The organism is Neorhizobium sp. SHOUNA12A (genome assembly GCF_023006505.1).
Taxonomy (GTDB): domain Bacteria; phylum Pseudomonadota; class Alphaproteobacteria; order Rhizobiales; family Rhizobiaceae; genus Neorhizobium.
Window position 1 is genome coordinate 14,667 of the sequence record NZ_JALBGV010000012.1, and the last position, 20,763, is coordinate 35,429.

A 20,763-nucleotide genomic window follows, 5' to 3' on the forward strand; every position below is an offset into this window, starting at 1 on the left:
CGGAAACGCCGCATCTCGCTCGCCGTTGCCTTGCCGATGGACCGGAACGTGTTTTCGGCGAGTGGTGGAAGCGCGACAAGGAGTTCGTTGCCGCTCAGTGATTATTTTGCCGTCGAGAACGAGCAGGCGAACGGTTTTGGATCTACCGGCACATCTCACCACGTGGCGAACACCTCGCCACGTGAAGTTGACTGGCCGGTGGTTTCGTAGCAAAGCCAAGCACTGAATAGGAACGGGCGCGAAGGCGCGGCGCACCTCGATAGCGTCCGGCGGGCGAATAGGACCGATTGGTTCAAAACCGCGGCCCAAAGGGCAGCGCGAGCGGACCCGCTGCGCCTTGCTACCCCCAATAAATTTAGGCACAGCTAAATGTGGGGTAATTTGAGGGACGGCTAAGGCGCTAAAGCCAAAACAAAAAATAAAACAATAGCTTGCGAAATTTAATGGCGGAGAGGGTGGGATTCGAACCCACGATACGGTTGCCCGTATGCCGCATTTCGAGTGCGGTGCTTTCGACCACTCAGCCACCTCTCCGCTTAAGACGTGATGACGCGTTGGTCAGCGCGGGCGTTCTCATAGCGGGCAAACATGGGGCTGGCAAGGGGCGAATATCAAGTCTTTATATCCTTTCGTCTTGACAGTTTTTTGCCGCTCGCGTATGTCCGCTCGCGATCAGGCGTGGAAAAGTATCCATGCCTCTTTGTTTGTGTGGAGGTTGTTGGAACAGCCACACGAATTCCACCGGCAGCAAGTTCCAGAAGATCGTCTCTTTCGAAACCCTGCTAGAGCCCGACTGATAAAAAGACGGCCGCCTTTTATGAAGGCAGAGCCGGAACGAACATGAAAGGATAAAAAATGTTCGCAGTCATCAAGACCGGCGGTAAACAGTACCGCGTGGCAGCCAACGACGTGCTCACCATCGAAAAGCTGGAAGCCGAAGCTGGTTCTGTCGTAGAATTCAACGAAATCCTGGTTGTCGGCGTTGGCGCCGATGCCAAGTTCGGCGCTCCCTTTGTTACGGGTGCGACGGTCAAGGCCGAAGTGGTCGAGCATAATCGCGGCAAGAAGGTTCTTTCCTTCAAGAAGCGTCGCCGTCAGAATTCCAAGCGGATTCGCGGCCATCGCCAGCATCACACGGTCGTCCGCATCACGGACATCTTGGCTTAACAACGGGTTTCGAAGGGTAAAGGAGAACTCCAATGGCACATAAAAAAGCTGGCGGTTCGTCGCGCAACGGTCGCGATTCGAATTCCAAGCGCCTTGGCGTGAAGAAGTTCGGCGGCGAAGCCGTCATTCCGGGCAACATTATCGTGCGCCAGCGCGGTACGCAGTGGCATCCGGGCCAGAACGTCGGCCTCGGTAAGGACCACACCATTTTTGCGCTTACCGCCGGCAACGTGAATTACCGAACCAAGGCCAATGGTCGCGTGTTCGTGTCCGTAATGCCGAAAGCCGAAGCAGCAGAATAAAGCCGGTAAGCGTTTTAAGCAGCCGGTGTCACATCGACCCGGCTGAACGCCCAAAGGTTCAGTCAGAAAAAGGGAAGATGGGACACCACCATCTTCCCTTTTTCTTTTCCCTAATAGGAGGACTGAACATGCAAGGCGAACTACTGAGGGCGAGCCAATCCCGGCCGCCAGAGGAACGGTTAAGGCCCGACCGGCCGAGAAGCGATTGCCCCGTCTTACTGTCGCAGAGATTAGTTCTGCGCACGCCCCACGAAGAAGACATCGACGCACTTGCCCATCTCGCCAACAATGCGAATATCGCGACCATGGTGTCGCGTATGCCGCATCCCTATACGGCTAAAGACGCAGCCGATTTCGTGCGACGCACGAAGGCCGGCGAGATTGGCAAATGCGTCTACGCCATCACGCGAGGAGACAACGGCGCCTTTCTCGGTTGCTGCGCGCTCGAACCGCAACAGGACGAAAGAACGCTCGAACTCGGCTATTGGCTGGGCGAACCCTATTGGAACAGGGGTTATGCCACGGAAGCCGCCCATGCCCTGATCGACATGGCCTTCCGCACCCGCAACAACATCGACCATATCGATGCCCGCTGCCGGGTGACCAACATCGCCTCCCGGCGGGTGATCCAGAAATGCGGTTTCCAGTTCCAGGGCACCGGCATGATCGATTGCCTGGCGCTCGGCGGCATGGTCGCCGTCGAGTGGTTCCGGCTCGACCGCAAGACCTGGATGTCCTTGAGAAGCTGGGGAGAACTGCGATGAACGCCGCCGTCCTCCAGAAGACCAGCACGACCGTCACGATGCCGGGCCCTTGCCCGGTCATCACCACCGAAAGGCTGGTGCTTCGCCCGCACAAGATCACCGATGCGACGGCGATTGCCGAATCGCTCGGCGATTTCAAGGTGGCCCGCATGCTGGCGCGGGTGCCGCAGCCCTATGACCGTCAGGACGCGCTGGATTGGTTGGTTCCGAACGCGTCGGGCATCCTGCCGGACTGGACGCTGGCGATCACCACCGGCGACGACGCCCATATCGGCGTCGTCAGCCTGGAATTGAGGCGGGGCCGGTGGCATCTCGGCTACTGGCTGAACCGGCTTTACTGGGACCGGGGTTATATGACGGAAGCGGCGGCCGGGACGCTGGAGCGTTTCTTCCGGCGTATGCCGGAGGCGCAGGTGTTTTCCGGCGCCTTTGCGGACAACCTTGCTTCGCTGAACGTCCAGAAGAAGCTCGGTTTCACCATCGTTGATGCGAACCAGCTCTTCAGCCTGTCCCGCAATAGGATGGCGCCGCATATCGAGACCATGCTGCTGCCCGAGGATTTCCGGCGGCCGGCCCGACCGTGACGCTCCCATAACAAAGGCCCGGCGGAGGAAACTCCGCCGGATCATTCACTCGACCTCGACCCAGAGCGGAAAGTGGTCTGAACCAGGCGCCTCGTTATCGACCCAGGCGTTTTTCAGCCGCGGCACCAGCCCGGCATTCACGAAGCAATGATCGAGATGCATCTTTATCGGCCCGTCGCCCGGCGGCTTCGCCCAGGTATAGCTCTCCGGCGTCAACGATCCGGAGCGGTCCAGCACGTCGACGGGTTCGTTGGCGCGCAGGATGCGGCCGTAATAACGGTCCCGCTGGCCGGCCATGGCGATATACTCGGTCGATTCCGGCTCCATGTTGAAATCGCCCATCAGCAGGAAATCCTCCGGCAGCGGCAGATCGGGGAAACCCTCTTCGGCGCCGCCGGTCAACGAGCCGCCCTCGGAGACGAAGTTCAGCACCCGCTCCTTGAGATAACGGATCTGGCCGAACCGTTCATCGGCAGAAACATGATCGAGGTGGACGGAATAGACCCGAAGCGGCCCGCCGGGTGCGACGATGACCGCTTCCAGCGCGCCGCGCTGCAGGTTGAGCATCTCGACGGTGCGGCTGCGGGGCAGCAGAAGATGGCGGGTGGCAAGGATCGGCCAGCGCGACAGGATCATGTTGCCGAACTGGGAACGGCGCTCGATGCGGCGGCCGTTCTCGATAGATACGTCGAGCAGCAGGTCGCAAGGTGCGCCATAGACATGGAAGTGGTCCGGAAACAGATCCGAGAAACGGGTAACGAGATCGACATGGCCATTCCTGGGGAAACCGCGGGTCACTTCCTGAAGCGCGATGACATCCGCTCCCTCGATACTCGCGGCGATGCGTTCGGGATCGAACACACCATCCATGCCGATCCCGTATTGAATGTTATAGCTGACGAACTTCATGATATTCTTTGACCTCCGCCCCAACCGACGATATCGAAACCCCTATCGACATGCACTGAGCGCCCGACCTGAAGCGACAGGCATCCCGACTAACACAAGACTGACGGCGACAAGATGAAATTTCTCGACGAGGCAAAAGTCTATATCCGCTCCGGCGACGGCGGCGCGGGCGCGGTCTCGTTCCGGCGGGAAAAGTTCGTCGAGTTCGGCGGACCTGATGGCGGTGATGGCGGGCGCGGCGGCGATGTCTGGGTGGAGGCCGTCAACGGCCTCAACACCCTGATCGATTTCCGCTTCCAGCAGCATTTCAAGGGCCAGACCGGCACCCACGGCATGGGCCGCAACCGCACCGGCGCCAATGGCGGCGAGGTGACGTTGAAAGTGCCGGTCGGCACCCAGATCTTCGAGGAAGACAACGAGACGCTGATTATCGACCTGACCCGCGAAGGCCAGAGGTTCCGGCTCGCCAAAGGCGGCAATGGCGGCTTCGGCAACACCCATTTCAAGAGCGCCACCAACCAGGCGCCGAACTGGGCCAATCCCGGTCTCGAGGGCGAGGAAAAAACCATCTGGCTGCGGCTGAAGCTGATCGCCGATGCCGGCCTCGTCGGAATGCCGAATGCAGGCAAGTCGACCTTCCTTGCCAGCGTCACCCGCGCGCGCCCGAAGATCGCCAACTACCCGTTCACGACGCTGCATCCCAATCTCGGCGTCGCCACCATCGACGGCCGGGAATTTATTCTGGCGGATATTCCGGGCCTGATCGAAGGCGCCCATGAGGGTGTCGGCATCGGCGACCGGTTCCTCGGCCATGTCGAACGCACCCGCGTGCTCCTGCATCTGGTCTCCTCCGTCGAGGAAAAGGTCGGAAAGGCCTACAAGACCGTCAAGCACGAACTCGAGGCCTATGGCGGTGGCCTGATCGACAAGCCGGTCATCGTGGCCCTGTCGCAGATCGACGTGCTCGACGACAAGGAACTGAAGAAGAAGGCGAAGGAACTGGAAAAGGCCTGCGGCCAGACACCGTTCCTGATCTCCGCCGTCACCGGCAAGGGGATGACCGAGGTGCTGCGCGCGCTGCGCGACGTCATCGTCGAGGCGAGCGGCGTCAACGAAACCGCGCTGCCCGATCGCTCGACCCCCATCCAGGATTTCGATGAGGGTGAGGATGCATGACGGCTACCCGTAAACCGCTCGCCAGTCATCGCCGCATCGTCATCAAGATCGGCTCGGCGCTGCTCGTCGACCGCAAGACGGGCCTGAAATCGCAATGGCTCGACGCCATCTGCGCCGATATCGCCGCATTGAAAGCGAGGGGCATCGACGTTCTGGTCGTCTCTTCGGGCGCCATCGCCATGGGCCGCACCGTGCTCGACCTGCCCTCCGGCGCATTGAAGCTCGAAGAGAGCCAGGCGGCGGCAGCGGTCGGCCAGATCGCGCTTGCCCGCGCCTGGTCGGAAAGCCTGTCGCGCGATGGCATCGTGGCCGGCCAGATCCTGCTGACGCTCGGCGACACGGAAGAGCGTCGCCGTTACCTCAACGCCCGTGCCACCATCAACCAGCTTCTGAAGATCGGCGCCGTGCCGATCATCAATGAGAATGATACGGTCGCCACGACCGAAATCCGCTATGGCGACAACGATCGCCTCGCCGCCCGCGTCGCCACCATGACCAGCGCCGATCTGCTCGTGCTGCTGTCCGATATCGACGGCCTTTATACCGCCCCTCCGCATCTCGATCCCGACGCGAAATTCCTGGAAACCGTCCCGGCGATCACGCCGGAGATCGAGGCCATGGCCGGCGGCGCTGCGTCCGAATTGTCGCGCGGCGGCATGCGCACCAAGATCGATGCCGGCAAGATCGCCACCGGCGCCGGCTGCGCCATGATCATCGCCTCCGGCAAGGCGGATCATCCGCTGCGCGCCATCGAGCAAGGCACTCGCTCCTCCTGGTTCGCGCCCTCCGGCACGCCGGTCACGGCGCGAAAAACCTGGATCGCGGGCCAGCTTCAGCCGGCCGGCGAACTCTTCGTCGACGAGGGCGCCGAAACCGCGCTCGGCACCGGCAAGAGCCTTCTGCCGGCCGGCGTGCGCCGCATCGACGGCCAGTTCCATCGCGGCGACACAGTCGCGATCATTGGCGTCGACGGTCGCGAGATCGCCCGAGGCCTTGTGAGCTATGACGCAGAAGAGGCCCGCCAGATCACCGGCCGCAAGTCCGGCGAGATCGAGGCGATCCTCGGTTATGCCGGCCGCGCCGCCATGGTCCATCGCGACGACCTGGTGATGACCGGGCCGGCGAAACGTAAAGACAAAAAAGAAGATCGCAAGGAGGATGCCGCCCATGCTTGATATGGTTGCGAAGACCGGCGACATCGCCGTTGTGATGGACCAGATCGGCCGCAATGCAAGGGCTGCGGCACGCCAGCTTGCAACGGCTTCGACCGACGCGAAGAACAAGGCGCTCCACGCCATGGCGGACGCGATCCTTGCCGCCAAGGACAGGATCCTTGCCGCCAATGCCGCTGACCTGAAAGGCGTCGAGGGCAAAGACCTGCTGCCGTCCTTCATCGACCGGCTGACGCTCACCGAAAAATCGATTGCCGGCATGGCGCAGGCGCTTCGCGAGATCGCCGAGTTCAAGGATCCGGTTGGCGAAGTCATCGCTGCCTGGGACCGCCCGAATGGCCTTCATATCGAGCGCGTCCGCACGCCGCTCGGCGTCATCGGCGTGATCTATGAAAGCCGCCCGAACGTCACCGCCGATGCCGGCGCGCTCTGCCTCAAGGCCGGCAATGCCGTGATCCTGCGGGGCGGTTCGGATTCGGCCCGGTCGTCGGAAGCGATCCATGATTGCCTTGTGGCTGGTCTGAAAGCTGCCGGACTTCCGGAACATGCAATCCAGATCGTGCCCACTACCGACCGCGCCGCCGTCGGCGCTATGCTGTCGGGCCTGAACGGCGCGATCGATGTAATCGTGCCGCGCGGCGGCAAGAGCCTCGTCGCGCGTGTCCAGAACGAGGCGCGTGTGCCGGTCTTCGCCCATCTCGAAGGCCTCTGCCATATCTATGTGGACGCCTCCGCGGACTTGGAGATGGCGAAAAAGATCATCGTCAACGCCAAGATGCGCCGCACCGGCGTCTGCGGCGCGGCCGAGACGCTGCTGATCGACAGTGCCGGGATCGGCACGCATCTGATGCCGATCCTCGAAGCGCTGACGGAAGCCGGCTGCGAAATCCGCGGCTCGGCCACCGTTCTCAAGGTGTTTCCGGGCTTCAAGCCTGCAACGGAGGAAGACTGGCGCACCGAATATCTCGACGCGGTGATCTCGGTTGCGATCGTCGACGGTATTTCCGGCGCCATCCGCCACATCAACACCTATTCCTCGAACCATACGGAGGCGGTGATCGCCGAAGATCCCGAGGTCGTCTCCCGTTTCTTCAACGAACTCGATTCGGCCATCCTGCTGCACAATGCCTCCACCCAGTTTGCTGACGGCGGCGAGTTCGGCATGGGCGGCGAAATCGGCATTTCGACCGGCAAGATGCATGCGCGCGGCCCGGTTGGCGTCGAGCAATTGACCTCGTTCAAATACCGGGTGCACGGCACCGGCCAGATCCGGCCCTGACCGCGCGTGACGGAAGAGACGATCGATCGCCGATATCGGGTCATGCCGCATGCCGAACGGGGCATGGCCGTCGGCCTGTTCGGCGGTTCGTTCAATCCGCCGCATGAGGGCCATCTCCTGGTCGCCGAGATCGCGCTTCGCCGGCTCGGCCTCGACCAGCTCTGGTGGATGGTGACCCCCGGCAACCCGCTGAAAAGCCGCTCCGAACTTGCTTCGCTCGACGACCGGCTGGCGATGAGCGAAAAGCTGATCGACGACCCCCGCATCAAGATCACAGCCTTCGAAAAGACGCTCGGCGGCTCCTATACCGCCGATACGCTTTCCTTCGTGAAGGCCAAGAACCCGCTCGTGCACTTCGTCTGGGTGATGGGCGCCGACAGCCTGAAGACCTTTCACTTGTGGCAGAAGTGGCAGTCGATCGCCTCGACCTTCCCGATTGCCGTCATCGACCGTCCCGGGGCGACATTGTCGTTCCTGTCATCGAAAATGGCCCGCACCTTCGATTACGCCCGGGTGGACGAGGATGACGCGGGTACGCTCTGGAAGAGGCGCGCGCCGGCCTGGACCTTCATCCACGGTCCGCGTTCGGCACTGAGCTCCACGGCGATCCGCGCCGCAAACGATCGGAAATCGGACTGACATCGGCCAAGCCGTTGCGACCAAAGGGGTCTATATCTTTCTATCACCTTTTCGGGCGCTCTCTTGAAAGATTAAGAATTCGATGCCACCTTAAACCCAGCGGCCGAGCGTGAATCGGATTCGCTTCAAGTGCCTGTTGCTGTTACCCGGATGAAAGGACAAACCCTGACAACAGTACACGCCAAGGGCAGAACGGCCTCCGTTCTCCCGCAGAGCCTGGAACGTGGCGCCGATGCCGCCGCCCGTGCTCTCGAACTGGTCCTCGCAAGTCTCGAGGACTCCAAAGCTGAAGACATCGTCACCATCAACATTGCTGGAAAATCAGCGCTCGGGGATTACATGGTCGTTGTCTCCGGACGATCGAACCGGCATGTCATGGCCATCAGCGATCACCTGATTTCCGACCTGAAGGACGAGGGGCTTGGCAACGCCCGCGTCGAAGGGCAGGAGACCGGCGACTGGGTGCTCATTGACACCGGTGACATCATCGTCCACGTGTTCCGGCCTGAAATCCGCGCGTTCTACAACATCGAAAAGATGTGGGCGACGCCGGATATCGAAGAAGGCACGCTGCTGCACTGACGGGTTCGGGCATGTTCTGAACCGGTCGGACTGAGGTCGAAATCACGCGGCTGAGTGCCAACTCGCCGCAGGGTGAAATTTTCGGCCGCAAAATCAACGGATCAGGACATGCGAATAAGCCTTTTCGCCGTGGGACGGCTGAAGACCGGACCAGAGAAGGAGCTTGCGTCCCGATATCTCGACCGCTTCGCCAAGACTGGCCCGGCGGTGGGTCTTGAATTGTCGAAACTGATCGAGATCCCGGAAAGCCGGGCGGCGAATGCCGATACCCGCAAGCGCGAGGAAGCCGGTGCACTCGAAAAGGCGCTTCCCGAAGGCGCGGTTCTCATTCTTCTCGACGAACGCGGCAAGGCACTCGACAGCGAGGCTTTTGCCGGAATGATCGGCCGATATCGCGACAGCGGCAAACGTGACCTGATGCTGGCGATCGGCGGTGCCGACGGGCTGGATCCGCAACTCCGCGACCGGGCCGACATGGTGCTGAACCTCGGCTCAATGACTTGGCCGCATCAGCTGGTGCGCATTCTGATTGCCGAACAGCTTTACCGCGCGGTCACTATTCTTTCGGGCCATCCCTATCACAGAGCTTAAGCGATCGTTTACCTTCAAACACGATGTTGTTTGTGGCCTCGTCGGGCAAATCAGCTTAGGCTTTCTCGATCCGACGATGAGCGGAGCGGGAATGCGGACAATCAGGATCACATCGTACCGGCGCGCGCTGCTTCTGGCGGCAGCTCTCGGTTTTGCGCTGGTCCCGCCCTTGCAGATCTCCAATACCGCCCGCGCCCAGAGCGCAACGTCGCCAATGGCGCCCCAGGCCGCCCCTTCAGCCGCAGTCGATCCGACAGCCGATCTGCAGCGCCGACGCAACGAAACCCGCGGCGAGCTTGAAGTTCTGACCAAGAGCATGAAGATTTCGGGCGACCGTGCTGCCGCCATTGAAAAAAACATCGCCGATATCAGGAAGAACACCGCCGATGTCCGCCAGGCGCTGATCGATTCGGCGGCACGCCGCAGAGGTCTGGAAACCAAGATCCTCGGCAGCGAAAAGAAGATCACCGAACTGAAGCTCAAGGAGGACGGTATCCGCACCTCCCTGCGTGGTCGCCGCGCGGTGCTGGCCGAGGTGCTCGCAGCCCTGCAACGCATGGGCCGCAACCCTCCTCCGGCACTTCTGGTGACGCCCGACGATGCACTCGCCTCGGTTCGAAGCGCGATCCTGCTCGGCGCCGTCGTTCCCGGCATGCGCCACGAGGCGGACAAGCTCGTTACCGACCTTCAGTCGCTGGCCTCCCTACAGGCTTCGGCGATGACCGAGAAGACGACCGTTTCCAGCACCATCGCCGCGAGCCTCGAAGAGGACCGGCGCATGGATCTTCTGCTTGCCGAAAACGAAAAGTTGAACAAGCGCAACGCGGCCGATCTCGACGCCGAGCGCCGCCGCTCCGAGGAGCTTGCCGGCCGCGCTACCACGCTTGAAAACCTCATTCAGACGTTCGAAGGCGACATCGCCTCGGTGCGCGAGGCCATCGACCGGACGCGCGCCGAGGAAGAGCGCCAGCGCATGATGTCTGACGCCGAGCGCGAAAAGGCAAAGCAGCTGGCCCAAAGCGGCGTGCCCGACAAAAACCGCATTGCGCCCGCATACGCGTTTTCAAGCCTCAAGCAGAAGCTGGAGCTTCCGGTTGCCGGAGATGTATTGCGGTGGTTCGGCGACGCCGATGGGACGGGGCACACGGCGAGAGGCATGACTGTTGCTTCGAATGCGGGGGCAGTGGTGACGGCGCCGGCTGACGGCCTGGTGGTCTTCGCCGGAGCCTTCCGGAGTTACGGCCAAATGATCATCCTCAATGCCGGAGACGGATACCATCTGGTTCTGACCGGCATGGATGTAGTGAATGCGCGGCAGGGCAAGTTCGTTTTCGCAGGCGAACCCATCGCCGTGATGGGTGAGAAAAGAGTGGCAAGCGCAACTGCATTGGCGCTGGAAACAGATCGTCCAACGCTTTACATTGAATTCCGAAAAGATGGCACACCGGTCGATTCCAAACCGTGGTGGACCTCGAAAGAAACTGGAAGGGCACGAAATGATTCGTAGGGCTTCTCTTGTCATCGTCGGTGCACTCTTGGGTGCGACCGCGATGAGCGTGATTTATTCGGCCGGTGTGCCGGCGCAGGCCGCCGGCCCTTCGACCTACAGGGAATTGTCGATCTTCGGCGACGTCTTCGAGCGGGTCCGCGCCCAGTACGTGACGCCGCCGGATGAAGAAAAGCTGGTCGAGAACGCCATCAATGGCATGCTGACCTCGCTCGATCCCCATTCGAGCTTCATGAATGCCAAGGATGCCGAAGACATGCGCACGCAGACGCGTGGCGAGTTCGGCGGCCTCGGCATCGAAGTCACGATGGAAAACGAGCTCGTCAAGGTCATCGCGCCGATCGACGACACGCCCGCCTCCAAGGCCGGCATTCTGGCAGGCGACCTCATCTCCGAGATCGACGGCGCACCGGTGCGCGGTCTGAAGCTCGAAGACGCCGTCGAAAAGATGCGCGGCGGCATCAACACCCCCATCAAGCTGACCATCATCCGCCAGGGCGCCGATAAGCCGCTCGACATCACCGTGGTACGCGACATCATTGCGGTCCGCGCCGTGAAGTCCCGCGTCGAAGGCGGCGATGTCGGTTATGTCCGCGTCATCTCCTTCACCGAGAAGACCTATGACGACCTCGAAAAGGCGATCAAGAAGATCAAGGCGGATGTCCCGGCCGACAAGCTGAAGGGTTACGTGCTCGACCTGCGCCTCAACCCGGGCGGTCTGCTCGATCAGGCGATCAATGTTTCGGACGCCTTCCTCGAACGGGGCGAAGTGGTTTCCACCCGCGGCCGCAATGCCGAAGAAACCCGCCGCTTCAATGCCGGCCCGGGCGACCTGACCGATGGCAAGCCGGTCATCGTGCTCGTCAACGGCGGTTCGGCTTCCGCTTCGGAGATCGTCGCCGGCGCGCTCCAGGATCTGCGTCGTGCGACGGTTCTCGGCACGCGATCCTTCGGCAAGGGTTCGGTTCAGACAATCATCCCGCTCGGCGATGCCGGCGCGCTGCGTCTGACGACCGCGCTCTATTACACGCCGTCGGGCAAGTCGATCCAGGGCACCGGCATCCAGCCGGATATCAAGGTCGATCAGCCGCTGCCACCGGAACTGCAGGGTAAAATCAGGGCTGAAGGCGAATCCAGCCTACGCGGCCACATCCAGGGTTCTGCCGAGACCGACGAAGGTTCCGGTTCCGCAGCCTATGTGCCGCCGGAAGCCAAGGACGATATCCAGCTCAACTATGCGCTCGACCTCTTCCGCGGCGTGAAGAAGGATCCGTCCTTCCCGCCGAGCCCGGATAAGGCCGCCGCCGCCACGATCAAGAAGTAAAGACATCATCGGGCCGGCCAGCGTGACGCGTCGAAAAGACGCCGCGCTGGCCGGTTCTTCGTATCTGCAGGAAAAGCGCGGACTAGACCTTGGGCACCGATCTCCATGCACCGCTCGGACAGAACCGGCCGGCCGCTCGACGACGGAGCCGAAAGTTTTCCTTCGCAATCGTTTTTGCCGCTTTCGCGGTTGCCGGCATCCTGGGACTTTCGCTCTACGCCATGCGCGGCGATGATGCCCTGAAGCAGGTTGCTTCCAACGTTCCACCCGCCTCCAAGCCCGAACAGACCCAGCCTCCTTCGAAACCCGACCAGAACGCGGCGCAGCAATCTGCCGGCATGCCTCGATCGGATCCCAATTCCGGCGCTAATATCGAGCGGACGCTCACCGATGATGGGTCGGTCGTGACCAAATATACGCCCCGCTCACGCGATGGCAGCGGGCCGGTGATGATCGGCACTCAGCGGATCGGCCAGGATCCCCGCATGGCTGCCCAACCCAATGATGCGCTTCTGGAGAATTCTCCCCATGGCCGGCTGCCGATTGTCGGTCCCGGCGGGCAGCGTCCGATGGACCAGTACGCGCGCCCCTGGTCCGGCGCGCGCGGCACCCGCATCGCAATCGTCGTCGGCGGTCTTGGCCTTAGCCAGACAGGCACCCAGCGGGCGATCCGCGACCTGCCGCCCACGGTGACGCTCGCCTTTGCCGTCAGCGGCAACAGCCTGCAGCGCTGGATGCAGGATGCCCGCCGTGCTGGTCACGAAATCCTGATCCAGGTGCCATTTGAACCGTTCGATTATCCGGCAAACGATCCGGGCCCCGGCACTTTGCTGACCAAGATGTCCCCCAAGGATAATCTCGGCCGCCTCCATCAGGCCATGGGTGAGATCACTAACTATACCGGCGTCATGAACTATCTCGGCGGCCGCTATCTCTCGGATGCCGGCGCGCTGGAACCGGTGCTGCGCGATATTTCAAAACGCGGGCTGCTTTTCCTCGACGACGGGACATCGGCGCAGTCGAAGACTGCGGTCGTTGCCAAGGCGATCGAACTGCCCCATGCCTTCGGCGATCTGACCCTTGATGGACAATTGCAGAAGGACGCGATCCTCAAGAAACTCGATGAACTGGAGCGCATCGCCGGCCGCAAGGGAACGGCAATCGGCATCGCCTCGGCTTTCGACGAAAGCATCGATGCGATAAGGCAATGGAGCGAAGAAGTCTCGCAGCGCGGGATCGAGATTGTCGGCGTCTCGTCGCTTGCAAGCGAAAGCGTCGAACCGTGATCGATCGGAGTTATCCATGAGCAAGAAAGACAAACGCTCGGTCGTCGCCGAGGAACTTCCCTATCGCCCCTGCGTCGGCATCATGGTTCTGAACCGCGCGGGCCTTGTCTGGGCCGGTCGGCGCATCAGCGAAGGCAATAGCGAATATGATGGGTCGCCACAGCTTTGGCAGATGCCGCAGGGCGGCATAGACAAGGGCGAGGCCCCCCTTCCCGCCGCCTATCGCGAGCTTTACGAGGAGACGGGGATGCGCTCCGTCACCTTGCTTGCCGAGGCGCAGGATTGGATCAATTACGATCTGCCCGCGCATCTGATCGGCATCGGGCTGAAGGGAAAATATCGCGGCCAGACCCAGCGCTGGTTCGCCTTCCGCTTTGATGGCGACGAGAGCGAGATCGCCATCAACCCGCCGCCTGGCGGACACGCGCCGGAGTTCGATGCCTGGGAGTGGAAGCCGATGGCGGACCTTCCCGACCTGATCGTGCCCTTCAAGCGTGCCGTCTACGATCGGGTTGTCGCCGAGTTCACCCATCTGGCCAAGGTGGCGATCGAACGGCTCTGACTATCGGGGCAGCTGCCATCTGAAATGGCTTTGTGGCTGCAATGAAAAAACCCGGCGAAGCGGATGCTTCGCCGGGTTTTTATGTTCAGGTACAGCTGATTATTCGGCGGAGTCGGCGGATTCCGCGTTGAGGAGGCCGTAGCGTTCCTCGCCGATCTTCGCCAGCAGGTCGAGTTGGGTTTCGAGGAAGTCGATATGGCCCTCCTCGTCCATCAGAAGCTCTTCGAAGAGCTTCATCGACACGTAATCGCCGGCCGCGTGACAGATATCGCGAGAGGCTTTGTAGGCTGTGCGGGCATCATATTCGCCGGCAAGATCGGCCTCAAGGACTTCCTTGACGTTCTGGCCGATGCGCAGCGGGGCAAGCGTCTGAAGGTTGGGGTGGCCTTCGAGAAAGATGATGCGATCGATAAGACGATCGGCATGGTGCATTTCCTCGATCGACTCCGCCCGCTCTTTTTTCGCGAGCTTCTTGAATCCCCAATCCTCCAGCAGGCGATAATGCAGCCAGTACTGGTTGACGGCGCCTAGCTCGAGAAACAATGCCTCGTTAAGCCGCTCGATGACCTTTGAGTCGCCTTTCAATGTCCGCTCTCCTGTTTTCTTCATGGAACTGTCTCAGGCGGGACATATATACGACCACTTCGTCTTCCGTCGAGTGGTGGTGGGCGTGATATTCTTCGGTCGTGCGGATGATCAGGTCGACAACGCTTGGGAAGCAGCCGCAGCAGCGGCCGCGTTTCGCCATGGCATGATAGACCTTGGATGGTACGATGAGCTGCCAACAGTCTTCATCAAGGAGCTGCGTGATGACGTCCTTGATTTCCCTGTCGGTGATGTAATTGCAACTGCAAACCAGCATTCTCGGTCGACCTGCCAAACATGACCTGTAACATCTTCTTTTTGCGAAAGCGGACAGGCGATGTCAAGAAAGAATCGACATATATGAGTCACTTCTTAAGGGAGGCTGCCATAGCCACGACTTCTTCCTTTGTATCATGGCATCGGTAATTAGTGGAAATTGCGGCCCTTCGGCATGACGCTCCCTGGTCCGGCTTCGTAGGAACCGCCAGGCACCGCCTCTTTTGCACTTCCCCTTCCTGCCTCCTCCATACCATTCGAACGCCTCTTCTGCCGGTGGTCTCCGCTCGATTGCAGCGCCTCGTCCGAGCGGGCCGACACGCCGAACCGTCTCGCCTCTTTCTGCAGCAGACCCAGCATCGGGGTAATGTCCTCGATATGCTCGACCACGGTATGGATGACGCCGCTCTGGCTTTGCAGTCTCCCCCGGATTTTCACCAGCCGCGCGCCCATCACGACCGGCCGATAACGTTCGAAAATCTTCGACCAGACGATCGCATTGGCAACGCCGGTCTCGTCTTCCAGCGTCATGAAGATAACGCCCTTGGCCGAGCCCGGCCGCTGCCGGACAAGAACGATCCCGCCGATCGTCACCCTCTGCCCGTTCGGGACCGCCAAGAGATCGACGCTGCGGGTAATCCCCATCGCCTTGAATTCTTCGCGCAGAAACGAAACCGGATGCGCCTTCAGCGAAAGCGAGAGATAGCGGTAATCCTCGATCACCTGTTCGCCGGGCAGCATTTCCGGCAGCGTCGCTTTCGCCTCGGGCCGGAGATCCGCATTGTCCCCAACGTCAAATAGAGATCGGCTCTCGGTCGTCTTTTTTGCATCGAGACCACGAACTGCCCAAAGTGCTTGTCGGCGCGATAACGCAATATCTCCAAAGGCATCAGCATCAGCCAGCCGCTCGATAACCGATTTGTCGAGACCAGACCGGATCCTTAGATCGTGGACGGACTCATATCCCTGCCCGCGATTGGCGATCAATTTCTTGATCATGTCCTCTTCTGCCAAACCTTTGACCTGGCGGAAACCCAGTCGCACAGCATATCTCGTCCTGATGACATCCCGCATGGATTCGTGACGCTTATCGATCGCGGTTTTGTCGAAGGCGGTTTCTTCCAAGGTACAGTCCCATTCTGACCTGTTGACGTCGACGGGAAGAATCCTGACACCGTGCTCGCGTGCATCCCGTATCAGCTGGGCCGGCGCATAAAATCCCATTGGCTGGGAGTTCATCATCGCCGTGCAGAAGACATCCGGGTAATAGGCCTTGATCCAGGAGGATACGTAGACAAGCAAAGCGAATGACGCCGCATGACTTTCTGGAAAACCGTATTCGGCAAAGCCCTGTATCTGGCTGAAGCAGCTTTCTGCAAATTCCTTGGAATAACGCTCGTTTTTTAGCATACCTGCAACAAAATCGTTCTTAAATTCCTCCACTCTTCCCGATCGCTTGAACGTTGCCATCGATCGACGTAGCTTGTCCGCTTTTTCAGGAGAAAAACCGGCTGCAGTTATTGCAATCTGCATTGCCTGCTCTTGAAAGAGAGGTACGCCTAGCGTGCGTTCAAGAACCTTTTCCAATTCAGGACTGGGATATTCGATCGGCTGTTTGTTCCGTTGGGCTTCGCGCCGTTTTAGATACGGATGGACCATGTTTCCTTGGATAGGGCCAGGTCTGACAATCGCCACTTCGACAACAAGGTCATAGAACTTTTCGGGTCTCAGCCTCGGCAGCATGCTCATCTGCGCCCGGCTCTCGATCTGGAAAACCCCGATCGTGTCCGCACGGCAGATCATGTCGTAAACCGCCGTCTCAGGCTGCTTCTGCAATCCCGCCAATGTCTCATTGACCTGATAATGCCGCTGCATCAGATCGAACGCTTTTTTGAGGCAGGTCAGCATGCCGAGCGCCAGCACGTCTATCTTCAGGAGCTTCAGGGTGTCGAGATCGTCCTTGTCCCATTCAATCATGTAACGGCCCGGCATGGCCGTTTTCATGATCGGCACGATTTCGTCAAGCCGGTCGCGCGTGATCAGGAAACCGCCGACATGCTGGGTGAGATGGCGCGGGAAACCCATAAGTTCCTGCGCATGCGAAAGAACCTGTTTTGTCACAAAGTCGGCAGTGTCGAGACCCGCGGCTTTTGCGTCTCTTTCCGACGTGCCTTCATCCGACCAACCCCACACCGTGCTCGAAAGTGCCGCCTGTACATCCTCTGAGAGCCCAAAAGCCTTGGCAACCTCACGGCCGGCCATTCGGGTCCGATAACTCGTAACCGCCGCCGTCAGGCCGGCATGGCGAAAGCCATAATGCTGATAAATGTACTGGATCACTTCCTCGCGCCGCGCATGTTCAAAATCGACATCGATATCCGGCGGTTCGTTTCGTTCGGTCGAAATGAAGCGTTCAAAGAGCAGTGTCGTGGATGTCGGATCGACTTCGGTAATACCGAGACAATAACAGACGCTGGAATTGGCCGCTGAGCCACGCCCCTGGCAGAGGATCTTCAACTCATAGCGGGCATGCCAGACGATGTGGCGAACCGTCAGGAAATAAGGCTCGTATTGCATCTCCTTGATGAGATTGAGCTCATACCTGATCTGCTTGGAAACCTTCTCAGGGATCTTATCCGGATAACGCCACCTGGCGCCCTCCCAGGTAAGACGCTCCAAGGTTTCCGATACGGTTTCACCCGGAACGCTCTCATCCGGATAATTATGGCTGAGTTCATCGAGCGAAAACTTCAGCCGGCTGAAGAACTTTCCCGTATTGTCGATCGCGTCGGGATACGCGCGGAAGAGCCGCGCCATTTCGGCAGGTTGCTTGATATGCCTTTCTCCATTCGGCGCGAGCCGGAATCCGGCTTCCTGGATCGTCACATGTTCGCGGATTGCCGTGACCACATCCGACAGGGATCGCCGATAAGGGAGATGGAAAAGAGGCAGGTTGGTCGCGACCAAGGGCACCCGGTTGCGCGCGGCAATCCGGGCAAGCAAGTTGAAAACAAAGACATCTCGTCCATCATAGGTCGGCGACAGAACCAGATAGATGTTCTTTTTGAACCGCTCTCTGTATTTACCGAGACAGGCTCCGAGGTGTCGCTGATAGGCCATCTCTTCCACGCGGGAAAAATCCGGCACGACCGCCAGCATCATCTCGTCGCACCATTCCAGAAGATCCCATTCTTCCAGAATGCAGGACCCTTTGTTGGCCCTGAGATTTCCACGGCTCAGCAGGCGGCAGAGATTGGCCCAGCCCTTCCGGTTCTGCGGATAGGCGAGAATATCCGGCGTGTTGTCGGAAAAAACGAGCCGCGCTCCCGGATAAAACGCACAAGGGAGGATGGCTGCTTCCTCGTCTTTCTTTCTGCCCTGCTTCTGCTGAAGCTCGTAGGTTTCCTTCATGTTTCTGACTTGGCTATGCGCTCTCACCACGCCGGCAACGGAATTCCTGTCGGCTATACCAAGGCCGGATAGGCCGAGCACGCTTGCCGCCAAGATCATCTCCTCCGGTTTGGCAGCCCCTTCCAGGAAAGAGAAATTGGTCTTCGCGCCGATCTCGAAAAAAACGGGGGCATCCGTCATGCGAAAATCCCATGCACGCGCCAGGTCGGCGCAGTTTTGCCGGCAACGTAATGACCGGCGCGGAAAATCCAGAAGCGGCGGCCCGCCTCACTCTCAAGCCTGAAATAGTCGCGCTCCTCGACATCCTCCTCGTCATTCCACCATTCGGGCGAAATCCGCTCCGGCCCCTCCGCACGGATGACTTCATGGACGATGCGGCGCCAGCGGAAACGCTGCGGAGGGCCATCCGGCACCGTTGCCGCAAAAGCCTCCATCAGTTCCGGATGACGGAAGAGCCGCAAGGGGCGGTCACTTTTCGGCGCGAAGGTAAAAATCTCCTCGGTCTTTTCCCGGACGATCCGCGAGGCAATCGCCGGCACGAACACTTCCGCGCGCTCCGGCACGTGGCTCTGCTTCGGTTCGGCGATCTGTAGACAATCGGCCCCGAGCCGGGCCGAAACCCGATCGACAAAATCGGCAAGCGAGATTTCGCTATCGCCATTGCCGGTGAAATCACCCTGGGAAATCCTGAAGACATCGTATTGCAACACGTTGAGGCGCAGGAGCTCGAAACCAAAGCCTGCATCGAGGTCATCGTGCACGGCGTTCAGGCGCTCGGAAAACAGCAAAGAGATCCGTTTCGGATCCTGCAATGGCTGCGAGGCACCGGCGGCGATGCGAAACACCCGGCCATCGACCCGGAAAAGCACCAGTTCGAAAACACGCCCCCCGACACCACGGGCTTCCAGTTCCGATTTCAACGAAATGGCAATCTGGCCGGCCAGCTGCAGAATATGTTCTTCCGCCTGGATCGGTTCGGCGAGCCGTCGCTCGGCGGAAAGGGCCGCCACGGGACGGCGAGGCGAGATGACTTCCTCATTGTGCCCGAGCGCCTGATCCAGCCGAAGCAATAGATGAATGCCAAAACGGCGAGCCAACGGCGCACGCGGCATCGGCAGAAGGTCGCCGATCCTTTTCAGTCCGAGCTTGTAGAGCGCTGCGATGGTGGCCTCATCGATACGCAGAGCGTTGACCGGCAGCGGCGCCAGTACCGCCTCCGTCACCTGGTCGGCAATCACGCCGCCGCGGCCGAAGCGACAGGCGGCCCAGGACAGGCCTGGCGACGAGGAGATCGCCCCTTTGACATCGAATCCCATCTGCAAAAGTCGGCCAAGGATGTCCTTGAGCAGAGCCTCCTCGCCACCGAAGAGGTGGGTGCAGCCGGTTATGTCGAGAAACAGACCTTCGCGGCCGTCCAGCGCCACCAGCGGGGTGTAACGGTCGCACCAATCGGCGATCGCCTCAAGAAGGCCCTGGTCCGCCGCGCCATCCTCGTCCACCACGTCGATCTTCGGAAACATGGCGCGCGCTTCCGCCAACCCCTGCCCACGCTTCAGCCCGAGACGTTCGGAAACCTCGTCGAGCGCTGTGAGCCGCATGGCGTTTTCGCGCCGGCCGGCACAAAGGATCGGCGGATGATGTTCAGGACGCCCTTTCGAACGCCACGACAGTCCCCAGAGCCGGCGCGCGATCCTGTCGGTCGGCAGATGCGGGAAGACGAGCGCCAGGATGCGCTGGCGGGTTGCGGAAAGAGAAAGCCTCTCCTGCCTCTCGGCCGAGGGAAAATTGACGGTCATGGGGATTCCACTCCAGAAGTAGGGATAGCGGAGCCGGGATACGGCTCTTCTCCAGGGTCAGCCTGAAAACGGGATGACCGATGCTGCCGCCAAGCTCGGATCCCTCCGGAAGATGCCGGCGAGCCGCCGGCGCCGGTTCGACAAGGAAGCGGAACGAGGCGCTGCTTGCCTCCTCCTCTCCCGCATGCCGCAACAGAAAGAGCGGCCGTCCCGCCGCCTTTGCCCTCAAACCCAGCCTGCGGCTTTCGGTGAGACCGAAATGCCTGGGGTTGCCCCGGATTTCGAGAATGGTGGCAACGACAGCCCCGCTGGCCACCGCGGTCTCCGCAAGCCACAGGGCATCGTCCAGCTTGCGCGGAGAGGCGTAAAGAACATCCCGCTGGCTCAATCCGAACTGTTTGAGGCCGACGGAATAGGGAATTCCGGCCTCCTGCGTGGACACGACATCGCCGATCCACAGAACCGGCGCGTCGCCTGGCTGTCTCGCTTTCAGGTGAGAGGCCAGCGAGAGAGCAAAGCCGCTTGCTGCTCCGGCATCTCCCATCAGCAGCGAGCGGATTTCCGTGATGCCGTCGAGCGGCAGGCCACCTTCCAACGCGGTATCCATCGGCGGTATGCCGAATGGCAAACGCGGTTGATTATTCCTGGCTTTCTGGCCTTCCGGATCAGCGGCCAAGTCCGCCTGTTCCGCCGCGGCAAGCGCCGGGAGAGGTTTTCCTTCCAATCTGGCGATCTGTTCGCGCAGGGCAAAAAGCGTCTCCTGCGCCGTGGCGTGCTCGGCCATGGCGTCAGCTCCATTCGTACATGTTCTCTTTATGTTCTTATGAATTCCAGAGCTGGCCGAAAGAGTC

The 20,763-nt window shown here is 60.5% G+C and carries 19 protein-coding genes, 1 tRNA gene and 2 pseudogenes; 15 read left to right on the forward strand and 7 right to left on the reverse strand.

Annotated features, from left to right (window positions below):
• Positions 1-32: 32 nt before the first annotated feature.
• A pseudogene (locus tag MOV63_RS32765) lies at positions 33-185 on the forward strand (DNA polymerase Y family protein); the annotation flags it as partial.
• A 259-nt stretch (positions 186-444) separates the two neighbouring features.
• Here MOV63_RS32765 and MOV63_RS08015 read toward each other — a convergent pair.
• Positions 445-534: transfer RNA gene (locus MOV63_RS08015), tRNA-Ser, on the reverse strand.
• 321 nt (positions 535-855) lie between these two features.
• Here MOV63_RS08015 and rplU point away from each other — a divergent pair.
• The 4 genes from rplU (at position 856) to MOV63_RS08035 (ending at position 2,817) form a co-directional block, all read left to right on the forward strand.
• Positions 856-1,167 carry a 50S ribosomal protein L21 gene (gene rplU, locus MOV63_RS08020; protein WP_038547207.1) on the forward strand — a complete coding sequence of 104 codons (312 nt, stop codon included), beginning with the start codon at positions 856-858 and terminating at the stop codon, positions 1,165-1,167.
• A gap of 32 nt (positions 1,168-1,199) precedes the next feature.
• Positions 1,200-1,469, forward strand: coding sequence for a 50S ribosomal protein L27 (gene rpmA, locus MOV63_RS08025; RefSeq protein WP_007757411.1), 270 nt, complete (start codon positions 1,200-1,202; stop codon positions 1,467-1,469).
• 128 nt (positions 1,470-1,597) lie between these two features.
• The gene (locus MOV63_RS08030) at positions 1,598-2,233 is read left to right on the forward strand and encodes a GNAT family N-acetyltransferase (RefSeq protein ID WP_038547209.1); all 636 of its coding nucleotides are present in this window, start codon (positions 1,598-1,600) and stop codon (positions 2,231-2,233) included.
• Positions 2,230-2,817, forward strand: a complete 588-nt coding sequence (locus MOV63_RS08035) for a GNAT family N-acetyltransferase (RefSeq protein ID WP_247033203.1) — start codon at positions 2,230-2,232, stop codon at positions 2,815-2,817. The genes MOV63_RS08030 and MOV63_RS08035 overlap by 4 nt, the downstream gene beginning before the upstream one ends.
• A 45-nt stretch (positions 2,818-2,862) precedes the next feature.
• Here MOV63_RS08035 and MOV63_RS08040 read toward each other — a convergent pair whose 3' ends face one another.
• Complete coding sequence (locus tag MOV63_RS08040) at positions 2,863-3,726, reverse strand: endonuclease/exonuclease/phosphatase family protein (RefSeq protein ID WP_247033205.1); 864 nt, start codon at positions 3,724-3,726, stop codon at positions 2,863-2,865.
• A gap of 114 nt (positions 3,727-3,840) precedes the next feature.
• On the opposite strand from MOV63_RS08040, the gene obgE reads away from it, so the two are divergent.
• The 10 genes from obgE (at position 3,841) to MOV63_RS08090 (ending at position 13,844) form a co-directional block, all read left to right on the forward strand.
• The gene (gene obgE / locus MOV63_RS08045) at positions 3,841-4,902 is read left to right on the forward strand and encodes a GTPase ObgE (RefSeq protein WP_247033207.1); all 1,062 of its coding nucleotides are present in this window, start codon (positions 3,841-3,843) and stop codon (positions 4,900-4,902) included.
• Positions 4,899-6,077, forward strand: a complete 1,179-nt coding sequence (proB, locus tag MOV63_RS08050; RefSeq protein ID WP_247033209.1) for a glutamate 5-kinase — start codon at positions 4,899-4,901, stop codon at positions 6,075-6,077. The genes obgE and proB overlap by 4 nt, the downstream gene beginning before the upstream one ends.
• Positions 6,070-7,353, forward strand: coding sequence for a glutamate-5-semialdehyde dehydrogenase (locus MOV63_RS08055; RefSeq protein WP_247033211.1), 1,284 nt, complete (start codon positions 6,070-6,072; stop codon positions 7,351-7,353). The genes proB and MOV63_RS08055 overlap by 8 nt, the downstream gene beginning before the upstream one ends.
• 42 nt (positions 7,354-7,395) lie before the next feature.
• Positions 7,396-7,992, forward strand: coding sequence for a nicotinate-nucleotide adenylyltransferase (locus tag MOV63_RS08060; protein WP_247033273.1), 597 nt, complete (start codon positions 7,396-7,398; stop codon positions 7,990-7,992).
• A 150-nt stretch (positions 7,993-8,142) separates the two neighbouring features.
• Positions 8,143-8,574, forward strand: coding sequence for a ribosome silencing factor (gene rsfS, locus MOV63_RS08065; protein ID WP_037086221.1), 432 nt, complete (start codon positions 8,143-8,145; stop codon positions 8,572-8,574).
• Between the two features lie 108 nt (positions 8,575-8,682).
• Complete coding sequence (gene rlmH / locus MOV63_RS08070) at positions 8,683-9,165, forward strand: 23S rRNA (pseudouridine(1915)-N(3))-methyltransferase RlmH (protein WP_247033213.1); 483 nt, start codon at positions 8,683-8,685, stop codon at positions 9,163-9,165.
• 91 nt (positions 9,166-9,256) lie between these two features.
• Positions 9,257-10,672, forward strand: coding sequence for a murein hydrolase activator EnvC (locus MOV63_RS08075; RefSeq protein ID WP_247033214.1), 1,416 nt, complete (start codon positions 9,257-9,259; stop codon positions 10,670-10,672).
• Entirely contained in the window at positions 10,662-11,996 is a 1,335-nt protein-coding gene (locus MOV63_RS08080) for a S41 family peptidase (RefSeq protein WP_038547237.1), read from the forward strand. Before MOV63_RS08075 ends, MOV63_RS08080 begins: the two co-directional genes overlap by 11 nt.
• A gap of 89 nt (positions 11,997-12,085) precedes the next feature.
• Positions 12,086-13,282: a divergent polysaccharide deacetylase family protein gene (locus MOV63_RS08085; protein WP_038547240.1), complete on the forward strand. Its 1,197-nt coding sequence runs from the start codon at positions 12,086-12,088 to the stop codon at positions 13,280-13,282.
• Between the two features lie 16 nt (positions 13,283-13,298).
• Positions 13,299-13,844, forward strand: coding sequence for an RNA pyrophosphohydrolase (locus tag MOV63_RS08090; RefSeq protein WP_247033215.1), 546 nt, complete (start codon positions 13,299-13,301; stop codon positions 13,842-13,844).
• 99 nt (positions 13,845-13,943) lie between these two features.
• On the opposite strand, the gene bfr is transcribed toward MOV63_RS08090, so the two are convergent.
• From bfr to MOV63_RS08115, 5 genes and pseudogenes are all read right to left on the reverse strand, one after another.
• A complete protein-coding gene (gene bfr, locus MOV63_RS08095; protein ID WP_038547247.1) occupies positions 13,944-14,429 on the reverse strand; it encodes a bacterioferritin in 486 nt (161 codons plus the stop codon).
• Positions 14,395-14,798 (reverse strand): annotated as a pseudogene (locus tag MOV63_RS08100) ((2Fe-2S)-binding protein). The gene bfr and the pseudogene MOV63_RS08100 overlap by 35 nt, the downstream one beginning before the upstream one ends.
• Positions 14,799-14,855: 57 nt before the next feature.
• The gene (locus MOV63_RS08105) at positions 14,856-18,296 is read right to left on the reverse strand and encodes an error-prone DNA polymerase (RefSeq protein ID WP_247033217.1); all 3,441 of its coding nucleotides are present in this window, start codon (positions 18,294-18,296) and stop codon (positions 14,856-14,858) included.
• Positions 18,293-19,846 carry a DNA polymerase Y family protein gene (locus tag MOV63_RS08110; protein WP_366518549.1) on the reverse strand — a complete coding sequence of 518 codons (1,554 nt, stop codon included), beginning with the start codon at positions 19,844-19,846 and terminating at the stop codon, positions 18,293-18,295. The genes MOV63_RS08105 and MOV63_RS08110 overlap by 4 nt, the downstream gene beginning before the upstream one ends.
• Entirely contained in the window at positions 19,758-20,696 is a 939-nt protein-coding gene (locus MOV63_RS08115) for an ImuA family protein (RefSeq protein WP_247033221.1), read from the reverse strand. The genes MOV63_RS08110 and MOV63_RS08115 overlap by 89 nt, the downstream gene beginning before the upstream one ends.
• Positions 20,697-20,763: the final 67 nt, after the last annotated feature.